This window comes from Priestia sp. FSL H7-0729 (genome assembly GCF_038005685.1).
Classification (GTDB): Bacteria; Bacillota; Bacilli; order Paenibacillales; family Paenibacillaceae; genus Paenibacillus.
Genome location: NZ_JBBOTQ010000006.1, coordinates 239791 through 253445, shown reverse-complemented (window position 1 = coordinate 253445; position 13655 = coordinate 239791). Strand labels below are relative to the sequence as shown.

14 protein-coding genes and 1 riboswitch are annotated in these 13655 nt (G+C 45.2%); of the genes, 5 read left to right on the top strand and 9 right to left on the bottom strand.

Annotated features, from left to right (window positions below):
- Window positions 1–432: 432 nt before the first annotated feature.
- On the bottom strand, window positions 433–789 hold the full coding sequence (locus MHH93_RS16425; protein ID WP_253440679.1) for a HesB/IscA family protein: 357 nt from the start codon (window positions 787–789) through the stop codon (window positions 433–435).
- Window positions 790–1460: 671 nt separating this feature from the next.
- Between MHH93_RS16425 and mqnE the strand changes: the two genes are divergently transcribed.
- Together mqnE and MHH93_RS16415 are read left to right on the top strand one after the other, a co-directional pair.
- Complete coding sequence (gene mqnE, locus MHH93_RS16420; RefSeq protein ID WP_091020813.1) at window positions 1461–2567, top strand: aminofutalosine synthase MqnE; 1107 nt, start codon at window positions 1461–1463, stop codon at window positions 2565–2567.
- Window positions 2568–2803: 236 nt separating this feature from the next.
- Window positions 2804–3865, top strand: coding sequence for an NAD(P)/FAD-dependent oxidoreductase (locus MHH93_RS16415; protein WP_253440680.1), 1062 nt, complete (start codon window positions 2804–2806; stop codon window positions 3863–3865).
- On the opposite strand, the gene MHH93_RS16410 is transcribed toward MHH93_RS16415, so the two are convergent.
- Window positions 3862–4116 carry a YuzB family protein gene (locus tag MHH93_RS16410; protein ID WP_036605750.1) on the bottom strand — a complete coding sequence of 85 codons (255 nt, stop codon included), beginning with the start codon at window positions 4114–4116 and terminating at the stop codon, window positions 3862–3864. The two genes, MHH93_RS16415 and MHH93_RS16410, sit on opposite strands and share 4 nt — an antisense overlap.
- An 80-nt stretch (window positions 4117–4196) precedes the next feature.
- On the opposite strand from MHH93_RS16410, the gene MHH93_RS16405 reads away from it, so the two are divergent.
- Window positions 4197–4442, top strand: coding sequence for a NifU family protein (locus MHH93_RS16405; RefSeq protein WP_062837977.1), 246 nt, complete (start codon window positions 4197–4199; stop codon window positions 4440–4442).
- A 152-nt stretch (window positions 4443–4594) separates the two neighbouring features.
- On the opposite strand, the gene MHH93_RS16400 is transcribed toward MHH93_RS16405, so the two are convergent.
- Window positions 4595–5374 (bottom strand): SDR family oxidoreductase, encoded by a 780-nt coding sequence (locus tag MHH93_RS16400; protein ID WP_500054873.1) that lies wholly within the window; start codon window positions 5372–5374, stop codon window positions 4595–4597.
- 173 nt (window positions 5375–5547) lie between these two features.
- Here MHH93_RS16400 and MHH93_RS16395 point away from each other — a divergent pair, with 173 nt between their 5' ends.
- On the top strand, window positions 5548–6546 hold the full coding sequence (locus tag MHH93_RS16395) for a DUF2167 domain-containing protein (protein ID WP_500054872.1): 999 nt from the start codon (window positions 5548–5550) through the stop codon (window positions 6544–6546).
- 123 nt (window positions 6547–6669) lie between these two features.
- On the opposite strand, the gene MHH93_RS16390 is transcribed toward MHH93_RS16395, so the two are convergent.
- The 6 genes from MHH93_RS16390 to MHH93_RS16365 all read right to left on the bottom strand — a co-directional run bounded on the left by MHH93_RS16390 (window position 6670) and on the right by MHH93_RS16365 (window position 12196).
- Complete coding sequence (locus MHH93_RS16390) at window positions 6670–7509, bottom strand: MetQ/NlpA family ABC transporter substrate-binding protein (protein WP_215075674.1); 840 nt, start codon at window positions 7507–7509, stop codon at window positions 6670–6672.
- A 74-nt stretch (window positions 7510–7583) separates the two neighbouring features.
- Entirely contained in the window at window positions 7584–8243 is a 660-nt protein-coding gene (locus tag MHH93_RS16385) for a methionine ABC transporter permease (RefSeq protein ID WP_500054871.1), read from the bottom strand.
- Window positions 8244–9278 carry a methionine ABC transporter ATP-binding protein gene (locus MHH93_RS16380; protein ID WP_500054870.1) on the bottom strand — a complete coding sequence of 345 codons (1035 nt, stop codon included), beginning with the start codon at window positions 9276–9278 and terminating at the stop codon, window positions 8244–8246.
- Window positions 9279–9403: 125 nt separating this feature from the next.
- Window positions 9404–9546, bottom strand: a riboswitch (SAM riboswitch).
- Window positions 9547–9683: 137 nt separating this feature from the next.
- Complete coding sequence (locus MHH93_RS16375) at window positions 9684–10400, bottom strand: Cthe_2314 family HEPN domain-containing protein (protein ID WP_500054869.1); 717 nt, start codon at window positions 10398–10400, stop codon at window positions 9684–9686.
- A 198-nt stretch (window positions 10401–10598) separates the two neighbouring features.
- Entirely contained in the window at window positions 10599–11537 is a 939-nt protein-coding gene (locus MHH93_RS16370; RefSeq protein ID WP_036605745.1) for a COX15/CtaA family protein, read from the bottom strand.
- A 314-nt stretch (window positions 11538–11851) separates the two neighbouring features.
- On the bottom strand, window positions 11852–12196 hold the full coding sequence (locus MHH93_RS16365; RefSeq protein WP_017692403.1) for a thioredoxin family protein: 345 nt from the start codon (window positions 12194–12196) through the stop codon (window positions 11852–11854).
- Between the two features lie 142 nt (window positions 12197–12338).
- Here MHH93_RS16365 and MHH93_RS16360 point away from each other — a divergent pair, with 142 nt between their 5' ends.
- Complete coding sequence (locus MHH93_RS16360; RefSeq protein ID WP_500054868.1) at window positions 12339–13625, top strand: DUF2515 family protein; 1287 nt, start codon at window positions 12339–12341, stop codon at window positions 13623–13625.
- The last annotated feature ends 30 nt before the right edge of the window (window positions 13626–13655 follow it).

Sequence of the window (13655 nt, the reverse complement as noted above, 5' to 3'; positions counted from 1 at the left end):
CTAACCCATTTAACGTTTTAGCATGGTCTGGCTCAAGACACTTTCTAATTTGTATCTATACAACTCCTCCTCCTTCCCTCTCCCCTGTTGTTTCGTGTTCTTCTGTGCTGTTCAAATTTAGATATCTTTTGTGCAAACGTTTGTACAAAAGGGGATATCCTAGAGATTCCTTTAGAACACATGGCTTATAAATCCGCTTCTTTAGCAGGAAGACTGTGCTCTTAAATCTGCAAACGTTTGCACAAATAATATACTTTCTATTGGAACAAAATGTCAATGCTGAAGAAACGTGATTTTATACCGTATATATATCTTGGAATCGGTAAGTCAGAGAACTCAGCTATCCTGCCATAAAGTCAAAAAAAAAAAACACAATCCCAAGCGAATGTCCTTCGCTGGAACTGTGCCTTATCATTGCAACCACCTTCTATATTAACAATCCTTATCCGGCACACCTGCATCTTCCTTCGTACGGAAAGAAGATCCACAGCCGCATGTTGCTACTGCATTGGGATTATGGATGGTGAACCCACCCGACATACCGGACTCTTCAAAATCAATTTCAAGTCCATTCAGATATTTCAGGTTTTCCTTCTCGACTACAACCTTCATATTCTGAATATCCATATACAGGTCCTCATCGGACTCTTTATCATCAAAGCCCATGGCGTACGAAAATCCGGTGCAACCGCCCGGTGCTACGCCAAGACGCAGGAACATACCAGGTGTCTCTTGCTGTGCAAGCATCTCTTTCAATCTGTCAGCAGCCGTTTCGCTGATGTTAATCATGCCAGGTCACTCTCCTTTTTCATATAAAATCATGTTCAAAAAGGGCGCTTTTCAGTACCAAGAAGATGGGATGAAGATAGAAATGGAGTAGCGGAGCGTAGGCAAAACTACGTGAGCAACCAAAATGTTTCCTTCGGAAACATACTTCGTAAGCCTCCAGCTTATTTCGGCTGAATCCCATATTCGACGCTGAGATGCCGCTAGGCATCCTTTGTAATCAAAAGCGTACTTTTTGAACAACCTTTCACTAACTCTTCTTTAAATTATACTCCACCCCGTCAAGGGTCTCAAGTCATGTTTGCCTCTTTCCGCGTTCCCCCTGTACTCCTTTTTCTTCCCAGTGTATTGAACCCCTGGGACACGAGGTTTATAATGAATAGGTGGTCGCACTGAAATGTCGTTATTTTGTCATGACTTATTCAGACGATGGCCATAATTGGAGTTGTAATTTTTTTCACATTTCGAGACTGCAACGCAGTCCCCAATGCATATATGAGTCAACAGACTCCATTTTTTGAAAAAATTTAGCTTTCATATGCAGCACACGCTGCACCGGGTAAATAAGAGTTAGTCCAACTAAGAAGGCGGCAGTTGACCGCATCTTTTCTATGTAGTTCTGTATGCAGATCCTACACACAACTCAAATCCGGTTAAGAACAGGAGGAAACAATATGTCTACATTGGTAACACCGTTCACAGACAAAAGAATGGCTGAAATCGTCGAGAAAGTGCAGAACGGCGTAAGGCTGAGCGTAGAAGATGGCGTATATCTGTATGAAACAGATGATCTGCTGACTTTGGGCCAGCTGGCCAATGAGGCCAACCTGCGGAAGAATGGTAAGAAAGTATATTTCATCGAGAACATGAGTCTTTACTTTACGAACGTATGCGAAGCCCACTGCGCTTTTTGTAATTTCCGCAAAGACCAGGGTGAAGAAGGCTCTTATACATTATCCGGTCAGGAAATGATCGATTATGTGGAACAGCATATTCATCCGGGCGTACGTGAGTTCCATATCGTAGGCGGACATAACAACCATGTTCCTTTTCAATATTATGTCGATTCCCTGCGCGCTTTAAACGAGAAATATCCGGATGTTACACTGAAAGCTTACACGGCAGCCGAGATTGATTTCTTCACCCGGATTAGCGGACTCAGTATCAGAGAAGTTCTGCAAGAGCTGCAAAAAGCAGGTCTGAAAACATTGACTGGTGGCGGCGCTGAGATTCTTTCCGATGAATACCGCAAAAAAATGCGTGTAGACAAAGCCAATGTGGACCGTTATCTTGAGGTGCACCGCACAGCTCATGAGCTCGGCATGCGTACACATACGACAATGTTGTATGGATCGATCGAATCCTATGAGGATCGCGTTAACCATATGGTGCAGATTCGTGAACTGCAAGACGAGACCAACGGATTCATGGTCTTTATCCCGCTTTCCATGCAGCCAAAAAGTAAAAATGCGAGCATTATGCGTCGCAACTCGGCTTATGAGGATCTCAAAACAATTGCGATTAGCCGTTTGATGCTGGATAACATCGATCATATCAAAGCATACTTCATTAACATCGGTCCACAGCTGACTCAAGTCGCTCTTGGTTTCGGTGCTTCGGATGCACACGGTACGATCGTTCGGGAACGGATTAGTCATGCGGCAGGTGCACTCACACCTGAAGGCCTTACACGTAAAGAGCTTATATGGCTCATTAAGGGCGCAGGACGTATTCCGGTAGAACGTGATACGTTCTACAATGAAATTCAAGTGTACGAATAGGATATAAATACAATCTACAATCAATATTGCACCTGCACCACTCCAGAACGCAGCTTTCATGATAGGGAGACGTTTGAATTCGAGTGGTGCAAACTGCTGAATAATATCTTTAATTTTCAATGCCTACTTTTCAACTAATCAAATCCTAACAAAAGGAGCAGCTATGTTTTTTGCATAGCTGCTCCACAGTTTACAGCCCCATTTCAGTGGGACTGATGCAGAAAGGAAGCCGAGTCATGAAAAATTTTGTCATTCTTGGAGGCGGATATGGCGGCCTCACCATCATCAAGGAACTTCTGGAAGGTAAGATTCCATCCGATACACAGATTATTTTGGTGGACCGCAGCCCCTTTCAGGGATTAAAGACCGAATATTACGCACTCGCAGCAGGAACCGTATCCGATTATGACCTGCGCATCCAATTTCCAGTGAACGATAAAGTTACTTACCGTTATGGAGAAGTTACTTCAATTGACCTGGAACAGCGTCAGATTGAATTTGAAGGCCAAGACCCGCTTGAATACGATAAGCTTGTTATTGGATTGGGTTGTACAGACCGTTTCCACAACACACCAGGCGCTGAAGACTACAGCTGTACCATTCAGAGCTTTAGCAAAACACGCGAGACTTACCTGCGACTTAATGAAGTCAAAGCCTATGGCAATGTGCACATTGTAGGCGGTGGATTAAGTGGTGTCGAGATGGCAGCCGAACTTCGTGAGAGCAGACCGGATCTGAACATCAGCATTCTGGATCGTGGTGAACGTGTATTATCCGCTTTCCCGCAACGTCTGTCCGTGTATGTACATGAATGGTTTAACGAACATCAGGTAGAGACACGTGGACATATCGCCATTTCGCGTGTTGAACCCAATGCCATCTATAACCGGGATGAACAGATTCTAACGGATGCTGTCGTCTGGACTGCAGGCATTCAGCCTGTAAAAGTGGTACAGGATCTGGACGTGACCAAAGATCCTCAAGGTCGTGTCGTCCTGAATGAATACTACCAAATCCCGGAATATACCGATGTATATGTGGTTGGTGACTGTGCCAGTGTACCGTATGCACCTAGCGGTCAAGCTGCGGAAGTACAGGGTGAACAGATCGCCCATATTCAGCATGCCCTCTGGAAAGGCGAAAAGCCCAATCCACATCCACTCAAGCTTCGTGGCACACTCGGTGCACTCGGCAAGAAGTCTGGGTTTGGGCTTATGGGCAAAACGTCTATGATGGGACGTGTACCTCGTATTTTGAAAAGTGGTGTGCTCTGGATGTCCAAGCGCCATCTCGGTTAGTCGAGATCGAGCTCGTCCCAGACATCGGCTTCGGCAATTTTGGCCAGAATGGCGTTATATAGATCTTCCACTTTGTCCGTGATGACAACTTCACCATTCACCAGTGCAAATGGAGTCATAGAACATTGGCCGCAGTTGGTAAGGCAGCCGTATTCAATCACGTCATAGTCTGGATTTTCTTCCAGTTGATCCATGACTTCATCTGTGCCAAAATGCATATTGTTGGCACAAAATTCAATAATCGGTCTCATGTAGGTTCACCTGCTTTGTTTGACCATTTTAATTTATGGCCATTTGTAATATAATATAGGAAGGAAAGGAGTTGAAAAATATGAGCGAAAACGCACAAGACACCATGTATGATGAGGTATCTGATGTTCTTGACAAGCTTCGTCCGTTCCTGCAACGCGATGGCGGTGACGTGGAACTGGTTGACGTGGAAGACGGCATCATTAAGCTGAAACTGGTCGGTGCCTGCGGCAGTTGCCCAAGCTCCACTATTACCTTAAAAGCCGGGATTGAACGCGCCCTTCTTGAAGAAGTTGAGGGTGTACAAGAAGTCGTACAAGTATTCTAATCAATCCTTCACGAATAAACCTCAAGAGCCTTTCGCTTCGCAGAAGCGGAGGGCTCTTTTTTTTGTGTACATATGCAGAGCGTCATTAATACTGTCATAATCAAGATGACCTTAACCCGAACCAGTTTCGACGTACATTTCTCCGTCTCAACTTAAGCATCCTCACGCTGTATGGTCGGACGAATCGGATCAAGTCCTCCAGATACATCCATAATGTTGCCTGTTATAAAATCGGAATGATCAAGGCATAGGTACGTAATCACTCGTGCGATATCTTCACCGCTGCCAGGACGCCCTCTTGGCGTTTCCTCGTCCGTGATGCCCGCCATTTCATCAATTGTTTTCTCTTTGTTGGCACCGCGAATATCTCCCGGGCATACCATGTTGACCGTAATTCCATAAGGAGCTTCCTCAACGGCGAGTGTCTTTGTAAAAGAGACCAGACCTACCTTGGCAGCCGCGTATACGGCGCGATGAGGCCATGATCTCGCTTCTCCCGCATGACTGAAGCCAAAATGGATAATGCGTCCCCATTGCTTGCGTCTCATCTCTGGCAATACACGCTGATCCAGCAACATCGGCCCCAGCAGATTTCCCTGCACGAGCATCTGGACCTCGGCTTCAGAATAATCCGCAAATAATCGTCGTTCACGGACAAATGGACCCGCGTTATTCACCAAAATATCAATGCTGCCCAGATTGTCTTCCACCTGTTCAACCAATGAAGAGATATCTTCTACCTTGGATATATCAGCCTGGATAGCAATGCACCGCACACCCTTGGCTGTAATCTGAGCCCTTAAAGCCTCAGCTTCTACTCTGCTGTGTACATAATTGAGGGCAATATGACATCCCTGATCTGCCAGACTGAGGGCCGTCATTTTACCAAGACCTTTGGCACTTCCCGTTATGAGGGCAATCTTTCCCTTCACGTTCATCCCCCTCTTCAAAGAGCAGTCACTATCCAGTATAAAAGATTTATCGTCCTCCCACAACTCGCTTATCCAGAAGGGATTATCCACCTTTAATTCCAAATATATCTTGAATAAAATTAAATACCTATGGTATTGTCGAGGATATAACCTGAAAGGACCTCTACATGAATATGAAGAACAAAAGATGGATATCTTTTCTTACGCTACTAATGGTGAGTGTATTCACAGTTTCAAGTGCCTTGCAGGTATCAGCGGCAAGTGAGAGTGACCAGGCACCTGATGAATACGATTGGATTAGTGGACCAGCATCGGTCTCTCTGGACGGTAAAGCCACACTCGAAGTCCCTGAAAGTCATTCCTTTCTGGATAAAGCCAATACCCAACGCTCGATACTTAACAGTGGTGGAAAACCTAACGGGAATGAAATCGGAAGCCTGACCAGCAATAGCGAATCCGGCTCGTGGTATGTCGTGTTCGAGTACGTGAAGACAGGTCATATTCATGATGATGATCAAAATTTGAATGCCGAAGAACTGTTAAGCAGTTATATCCGAGGCACAGAAGAAGAGAACAGAGAGCTCGATCCTGAATATAGAACGTACATAACAGGTTGGGATATCGAACCGGCATACGATAAGACCAAACATCAGTTGGTCTACTCCCTTGGTTTCAAAAATGCAGATCAGCAAGCCATGGTGAATTACAATGTAAAACTCCTGACACGTGAAGGGTACATCACAGCCATTCTGGTTATTGATACGGCCAACTTTCAACAGAGCCGCCAGGCATTCGAGGAAACCGTCCTTAATCAACTTCAGATCAATGCGGGACATACCTACGAGGAATATAATGCTTCGACTGACAAAACATCTACCATAGGGCTCAACAGCCTTCTGATGGGCGGAATCGGGTACACGGCTTCCCAAAAATTCAGCGCTCTTCTTTTGCTCAAAAAAGGATGGGCCTTAATCTTGGTTGTCGTTCTTGGGCTAATCGGTTGGATCAGATACAAAATCAAAAGTTCACACGGAGATGAAGAAAAACTCTCTCCCTCCGAGAGGACGTACCTGCAGGAAGCAGATGAACAGCAGCATGCTGATCAGAATGAATTATCCTACTACCGCCAATCTGAACACCATTCCAACGCTGATACATCAGAAAAACTCTGACTTAGCGTGTGTCAGCTTCATTAAAACAAAATAACGTAAGAAGAGGATGTCCTTCCGTCATAATCATGACTTATGGGACATCCTCTTCTTACGAGTTCACATCATATCATACATATCGTTAAATTATTCAGTTGCAGGTTCAACCGCACCTTTATAACGTTCTTTAATGAATGTTTTCACTTCTTCGGAGTGCAAGGCAGCAGCCAATTTCTGAATTGCATCTGCATCCTTGTTGTCCTCACGGGAAACGAGGATGTTCGCGTATGGGTTACCTTGCAGATCTTCGATCAGCAAAGCATCATTTGCCGGATTCAGGTTCGCTTCAAGCGCATAGTTAGCGTTGATGAATACCAGATCCGCTTCATCCAATTGACGAGGCATCATGGCTGCATCCAGCTCGATGATATCCAGGTTCTTCGGATTGGCTGTGATATCCTGAATCGTAGATGTGATATTTGTGTTGTCTTTCAGCGTAATAATGCCTTCCTTCGCAAGCAACAACAGTGCACGTCCACCATTGGATGGGTCATTTGGAATGGCTACTTTTGCGCCGTCAGCCAATTCATCCAAAGACTTAATCTTTTTGGAGTATCCGCCAAAAGGTTCAACATGGACAGGTGTTACAGTAACGAGGTTGAATCCACGTTCTTTATTCTCTGTGTCCAGATAAGGCTGGTGCTGGAAGAAGTTTGCATCCAATTTTTTATCAGCCAGTTGTTGGTTAGGTTGTACATAGTCATTAAACGTAACGACTTGCAGACGAATACCTTGTGCTTCCAGCTCAGGCTTGATACTTTCCAGAATCTCTGCATGTGGTGTCGGTGAAGCTCCAACTTTCAATTCAACCGTGCGTGGTGCACCTGCTGAATTGTCTGCGCCACTATCGGCGTCCTTGTTGTTTCCGCAAGCTGCGAGAACCGCAATTAACATAAGACTAAGTAGAGCGAATGACCATTTTTTCATGTGTAAAACCCCTTCTCTAATCATTTTTTCATGTGGCGTTCGAATAAATGCCTTGCCATCATGTTATCTATGTGTTATTTCCTGGTGAAAAATGTAACCAAGCGATCTCCAGCCATCTGGAGAATTTGCACTAGAATGATCATAAATACAACGGATATAATCATGATTTCATTTTGATAACGATAATACCCATAATTGATTGCCAGCGTTCCCAGTCCTCCACCACCAACCATGCCCGCCATCGCCGTGTAAGAGACAAGCGTAACGATGGTAATGGTTATCCCAGCAACCAAACCAGGTAATGCTTCAGGCAGTAATACCCGTCTTACAATCTGTCCGGTCGATGCACCCATCGACTGTGCTGCTTCAATGACACCCCGGTCAACTTCTCGCAACGTTGTCTCCACCAATCGAGCAAAGTAAGGAGCTGCTGAAATAACCAAAGGAGGTATAACACCTAACACTCCTGTAGCTGTACCGACGAGTGAACGAGTGAATGGAATAAGAGCAACAATCAATATGATAAATGGAACTGATCGTAAAATATTTACAATCAAGGACAATATAATGTACACCGTCCGTGACTTGATCGAAGCAGATCGGGCTGTCATAAACAGCAGAACTCCGAGTGGTAAACCAAAGATAACGGTGAATAGGCCTGATACACCCAAGATTTGCAGTGTCTCTATGGAAGCTTTACCAACCTCTTCCCAACGTACGGTTGAAAAATCCATCTAACGTAGCACCTCCACATCAAGTCCCTCAGCGGTCAATTCGGATATCGTCCGATCAATCGCATTGGAATCACCTTCGAACCGAACGGTCAGCTGACCATAAGGAACCTGTTTAATCGTAGAGATCGTCCCTTGCAGGATGGCAAAATCCACACCCGTCTTACGAACCGTCCTGGACAAAATCGCTTCATATGTTTTGTTCCCCAGAAAGGATATCTTCACAAGTTTGGAAGCAATCCCTATCTGCAGTTCAACGCCTGCATTCGCCAGAGCCGTCTCTTCCAGAGCCAGTCCTGCTTCATGGTCTCGCATCATGAAGTCCCGCGTAATTGCATGCTGCGGCTTCAGGAACACTTCTGTTACAGGTCCCTGCTCCACAATGCCGCCTTGATGAATGACAGCCACCTTGTCACAGATGTTCTGAATGACATGCATCTCATGTGTAATCAGCACAATCGTAAGGTTGTACTTTTCGTTAATGTCGAGCAATAACTTCAGGATTGAATTTGTCGTCTGCGGATCAAGTGCTGAAGTAGCCTCATCACAGAGAAGTACATTTGGATCACTCGCAAGTGCTCTGGCAATCCCTACACGTTGTTTCTGTCCACCCGATAATTGAGCTGGATATTTGTTGCTGTGGTTCTCCAGACCAACCAGATTGAGCATTTCCTTCACTTTGCGATCAATGGCATCCTTGGGTGTATTCACAAGCTTTAGTGGAAAAGCTACATTGTCATATACCGTTGCCGAGGATAACAGATTAAAGTGTTGAAAAATCATGCCGATCTTGCGTCTCTGTTGCTGCAATTCGGTTTTGCTCAGCGCTGTCAGGTTGACCCCGTCAACCCATACTTCACCCTCCGTAGGCCTTTCCAGCAAATTAATACAGCGAATCAATGTACTCTTGCCCGCTCCGGAATGGCCTATCACTCCGTAGATTTCACCCTTTTGGATGTTCAAATTCAGCTCGGATAAAGCAGTTGTAGCTTTTTTCCCTTTGCCGTACGTTTTCGTTAACCCTTTTAATTCAATCAATCGCACTTGCCCCTTTCCAACCACCTACATGTATCTTTACCCGATCTTAAGGAAAACTCCCCTTTAAGTACAAAAAAGAGCCCTTTGCAGATACAAAGAGGGCTCTTCACGTGAAAGAATATACCTTCTCATCTGCCAAAATCGTGCCTTGCACCATTTTGTAGGAATTAGCACCTAACATCTATAACGAATGATACATGTATCATGTCGGTTACAAATCGGTTGCCGGGCTTCATCGGGCCTGTCCCTCCGCCGCTCTCGATAAGAAATATGTTGTTGTAGGATTTTATAAGTTCATGTAGTTCATGCTTTATAATGTGAACGTAAACTTTGAAATATTAGTTCAATCTTCGTCCTTATGACCATTCTAATTAAAACTCAGTATATTCCAAGTATTCCGATTTGTCAAAGGGAATTATTTCTTTTCCATATATTATTGATATAACGATAAGAGGTTGTTAACGTTTCACAAACCATATCCACGCCTTGACGCATTTCCTGCACATGCTGATTCAGATCCTCCAACTTCACTTTACCTTGCAATGTCTGGTGAAGCTGCCACAGGTCATCGTGCATTTCTGAGTTCATGTAATGAATCTCCATGTTACGTCGTTTACGCAGCTTACTCATCGGTTCCCGATACGAATCCTTGATCTGAATCAATCGCAACGCAAGATCATGATGCTCCCTCGCATAATCGAACTGCCTTAACACCGTAAAATAAGAAAAATGCGCTTTTGTATTTGAAGTATTCAACTGGAATATTTCATTTAATACGGTGCCGACTTTATCCAGAATGGCAAAGCAGCGAATGAAGCCATCTTTGTAAAAATACACATACCGGGCATACTCAGCTTTTTCAGCTGGCGTCATATCATCCGTTGAACCTGCAACGACCTTTTTACGAAAATGAGCAGCAGCAAAACAGCTTTGCTCCAGTTCATCCAGAGAGGAGATGAGTCCCTGAGTCCACACATACAGCTTCCGATAGTCATGGGTGGGATCATGGTCCACATGCATCTGTCGTTGAAATAGCTCAAGCGTATGCGCCATTGCGTCCATCGCTTCCTTCAATTTACCTTCGTTTATACGCGGTTTTTCCCCCAGCAACGTTCGCAGCATATACAACCTCCTCTTTTCCAATTCAACAAGAATTCATCACCGTAACACTTCATCCATTCCGTGTAATTGCTGCTTGCCATAGGTTGCCCTGATCCCCCTGACATCAAACAAAGTCCACCTGTCCAATGATGTACATCACTGGATGGTGGACTTTCATATTTAGCCCAAGTACCTTTGGAAAAAGAATGGATCTATATCTTAGAAACGATTAGCCGGGCGATGCAGCTTGTACACCAGGAAACTCATATACGTTAAGACCCCGAACAATATGGCAATATCCAACATATGAGCAAGAGCTACAAACATGTATACTTCCGGACGGTTCATTGTCACCATCATGAAAATACCAATGACTACTTGCATCAGAATAAGAACAACGGATACCACACCCAGAGTACGCATTTCCTTGTTGTCCGGATGATTACGGTAAGCGAAGTGACCCAAAATTGCGATTACAATGACGAGCGACGCAGCTGCTGCACGGTGAGCAAAAGCAACCGCTACCCCACCCGAAAGCTCAGGAATAATCTGCCCGTTACAGAGCGGAAATCCAGAACATCCGCCGGCAGAATCCGTGTGACTCACAAATGCACCTGTGTATACCACGAGATATGTGTAAATGGTGGAAAACCAGACCAGATTCCTGAATTTTTTACTAACCCGAGGGTATTTATTCAGACGCTCCAATCCACCATCTTTTGCCTCCTGCCTTATGCCCAGCGCCATCATTAGGGAACTGGCAAAAGCAATCAGTGCAAAACCGAAATGCAGTGCCATAACTGCTGAAGATTGGGAGAAGACGACGGCAAAAGCCCCCATAATACCCTGGACGATAACAAATACCAAGGTTAAGAAAGAGAACAATTGCAGGTCACGGCGTGACTTGCCGAACCGCAGAAAAGCAACAAACGAGGCTATGGACAGAAGTCCAGCCAGTGCGCTTACAGCACGATGGGAATATTCAATAAGTGAAGCCACAGTATGTGCAGGAACGAGTTTTCCGTTACATAAAGGCCATTCTGTTCCGCAGCCAAGGCCCGATTCCGTTTTGGTTACGATGCCTCCACCAAAAGTGGCCAGAAACATGACGAGACAGGTTAATACGGTTAACCATTTAAACAAAGTTAAGTGTTTCAATTTTTTCTCACCCGCTGTTGGTTTAAGATGGCGAAGAATATTCTCCGCTTGTTTCGGTACTTTGACACTTATTTCACAACTAAATTCATTATACCGGATAAAATGTTCATTGACGCCCGCGCTTTGTGACAAAATGTTAACGTCTGGTGAAATAATGACCGACAGGTCATTGAAGTTATATCTATGAGGGATATGCCAGTTAATTGCATCTTGAACAGAGCCCTGAACACACAAACGCCATTTCCCTATTTCAAGAGAAATGGCGTTTCATCTAGTATACCCTTTAACAACATGAACCTGTCATACTTTTATAATCATTTATGGATCGTGTTGTACACTTCGACTGCGCGATCCAGGAACTGCTCAATCTCTTCTCTCGACTTGCGCAGCTTGTTCACATACCGTACAAGTTCACGGCCATCTGTATACGCCACAAAGCTAGGAATGCCAAGAATATTCTGCTCTTCACTAACCGTTCCAACCTGATCCACGTCGACCTCAATTAAAGTCAGTTCACGTGCATATTTCTCTTCAACCTCAGGCATAAACGGATCGATGTATTTGCAGTCACCACACCAGTCTGCCTTGAATACGGCAATCGTCAAACGCGGGGATTGGATGGCTACATCAAAAGCCGGTTTGGAAGTAATCTGTTCCATTCGATTCATCTCCCTTTCTGTACCTTGTCTTACCCTAAGTGAAGCAAATTGGCGAGTGGAAGTCAAATAATCAGCGCATACTTAGAATAAACCACATGGACTGTGCATTTAAATGCAGTACATCATGAAAGGATGTCACATCATGACTTCCATCAGAACCGATTCTTCCAGCGAACAGCATCACGGGTCCCTCTTGCAGATTGTCCGTTCCATTCCGGGTGCTGCCCGGGAAATCTGGCGTGGCAAACAAGCTGCATGGCAAGCTTCAGCACAGCTTCGTCACCCAATGCGTGACATCCAGTGGGATACCGATACGGCAGCTGCCCTGCAGTCTGAAGTGGAGCGTTTGTTACCTGCCAGCAGCAAGTCTTTTGCACGTACGGACCAGGTTCAAAGCGCACTCGTCTGCGAAGAAGATTGCATCATCCTGGAAGAGATTAAGACACTCACTCAAGAGCATAATCGGAGTAATATCACTCGCACGGCAGCCTATCTCGAATGTTATGAACAATATCCTGAACTGCATTGGGCACTGCTGGCCCATATGGTCTCTCGTAACGGTGGTTATCACATGACAGATCTTCAGAGTGATTTGATGCATAATCTTCAAAATCAGAGCGATCGCGAGCATATGTACCGGCTGCTGGAGCGATGCAATGCACTCATTTTCCAGGATGCCTATCCCCAGCTTCAGCTGTATATGCACAGTCGCCGGATCGGACGAAGTTGTTTCCATCTCTTGTCACACTTTCACGTGTCGGCGTTCATGACGCCGTTTTGGGAACGCTTTTGGCTGGAACGGTGCAGTTCACTGCTTAGTGTGGCATTAATTATTAATGAGCAGAACTATATCGAGAGCCGGGTCGTGCAACATCCTTATTTTCAAAAAGAAGTACTCTCCAAACCCGCATTCCATCTGCATAATCTGGCCGGTCTGAATCATATCGTCTTTCCTCTTGGGCGGGGAGCAGGACTCGCAGGACGCGTCATTGAACATTTTGGCAAATTGGATGAGCGAATCATGTTTGGCAAAGGGCTATATGCCCTGTTGTTTGGAATGGAGCAAGTACACACACAAGTGTTGGCATTCGCACGTTCGGTTCCCCATCGTGGCTCGCGTGCCGAATATTGGCCTGGCCTGTTTACCAATCATGAAGACGAGGCAGGTGATCAGACATTATACGCTCAAGCGCTACTTGATGAAGAATGGCTTCCAGAAGGGCAACGACTATATAGTCCGGAACTGCTCGCCGTATGGGGGGACACGCCTTATGAACCGATTACCAGACAAGACTGGCTTCAGACTCGGGATTGTCTCGGTTATCTGACGGCACCGCGCCGGCCATGGCTGTTTGAGATGAGTCACGAACACCGGTATGGTATGCTGAAAACAGCACTGGCTCATGATGCTAAAGCCATCACACACTGATGCTGAGGATTGACAAATATATAAAAAGCC

Bases quoted from the DNA above. Each gene is read 5' to 3' on its own strand.
- MHH93_RS16385 (WP_500054871.1), bottom strand. From the start codon at position 8,243: ATGGATTTTTCAACCGTACGTTGGGAAGAGGTTGGTAAAGCTTCCATA.
- MHH93_RS16405 (WP_062837977.1), top strand. From the start codon at position 4,197: ATGAGCGAAAACGCACAAGACACCATGTATGATGAGGTATCTGATGTT.
- MHH93_RS16390 (WP_215075674.1), bottom strand. From the start codon at position 7,509: ATGAAAAAATGGTCATTCGCTCTACTTAGTCTTATGTTAATTGCGGTT.
- MHH93_RS16360 (WP_500054868.1), top strand. From the start codon at position 12,339: ATGACTTCCATCAGAACCGATTCTTCCAGCGAACAGCATCACGGGTCC.
- MHH93_RS16410 (WP_036605750.1), bottom strand. From the start codon at position 4,116: ATGAGACCGATTATTGAATTTTGTGCCAACAATATGCATTTTGGCACA.
- MHH93_RS16425 (WP_253440679.1), bottom strand. From the start codon at position 789: ATGATTAACATCAGCGAAACGGCTGCTGACAGATTGAAAGAGATGCTT.
- MHH93_RS16375 (WP_500054869.1), bottom strand. From the start codon at position 10,400: ATGCTGCGAACGTTGCTGGGGGAAAAACCGCGTATAAACGAAGGTAAA.
- MHH93_RS16365 (WP_017692403.1), bottom strand. From the start codon at position 12,196: ATGGAACAGATTACTTCCAAACCGGCTTTTGATGTAGCCATCCAATCC.
- mqnE (WP_091020813.1), top strand. From the start codon at position 1,461: ATGTCTACATTGGTAACACCGTTCACAGACAAAAGAATGGCTGAAATC.
- MHH93_RS16415 (WP_253440680.1), top strand. From the start codon at position 2,804: ATGAAAAATTTTGTCATTCTTGGAGGCGGATATGGCGGCCTCACCATC.
- MHH93_RS16395 (WP_500054872.1), top strand. From the start codon at position 5,548: ATGAAGAACAAAAGATGGATATCTTTTCTTACGCTACTAATGGTGAGT.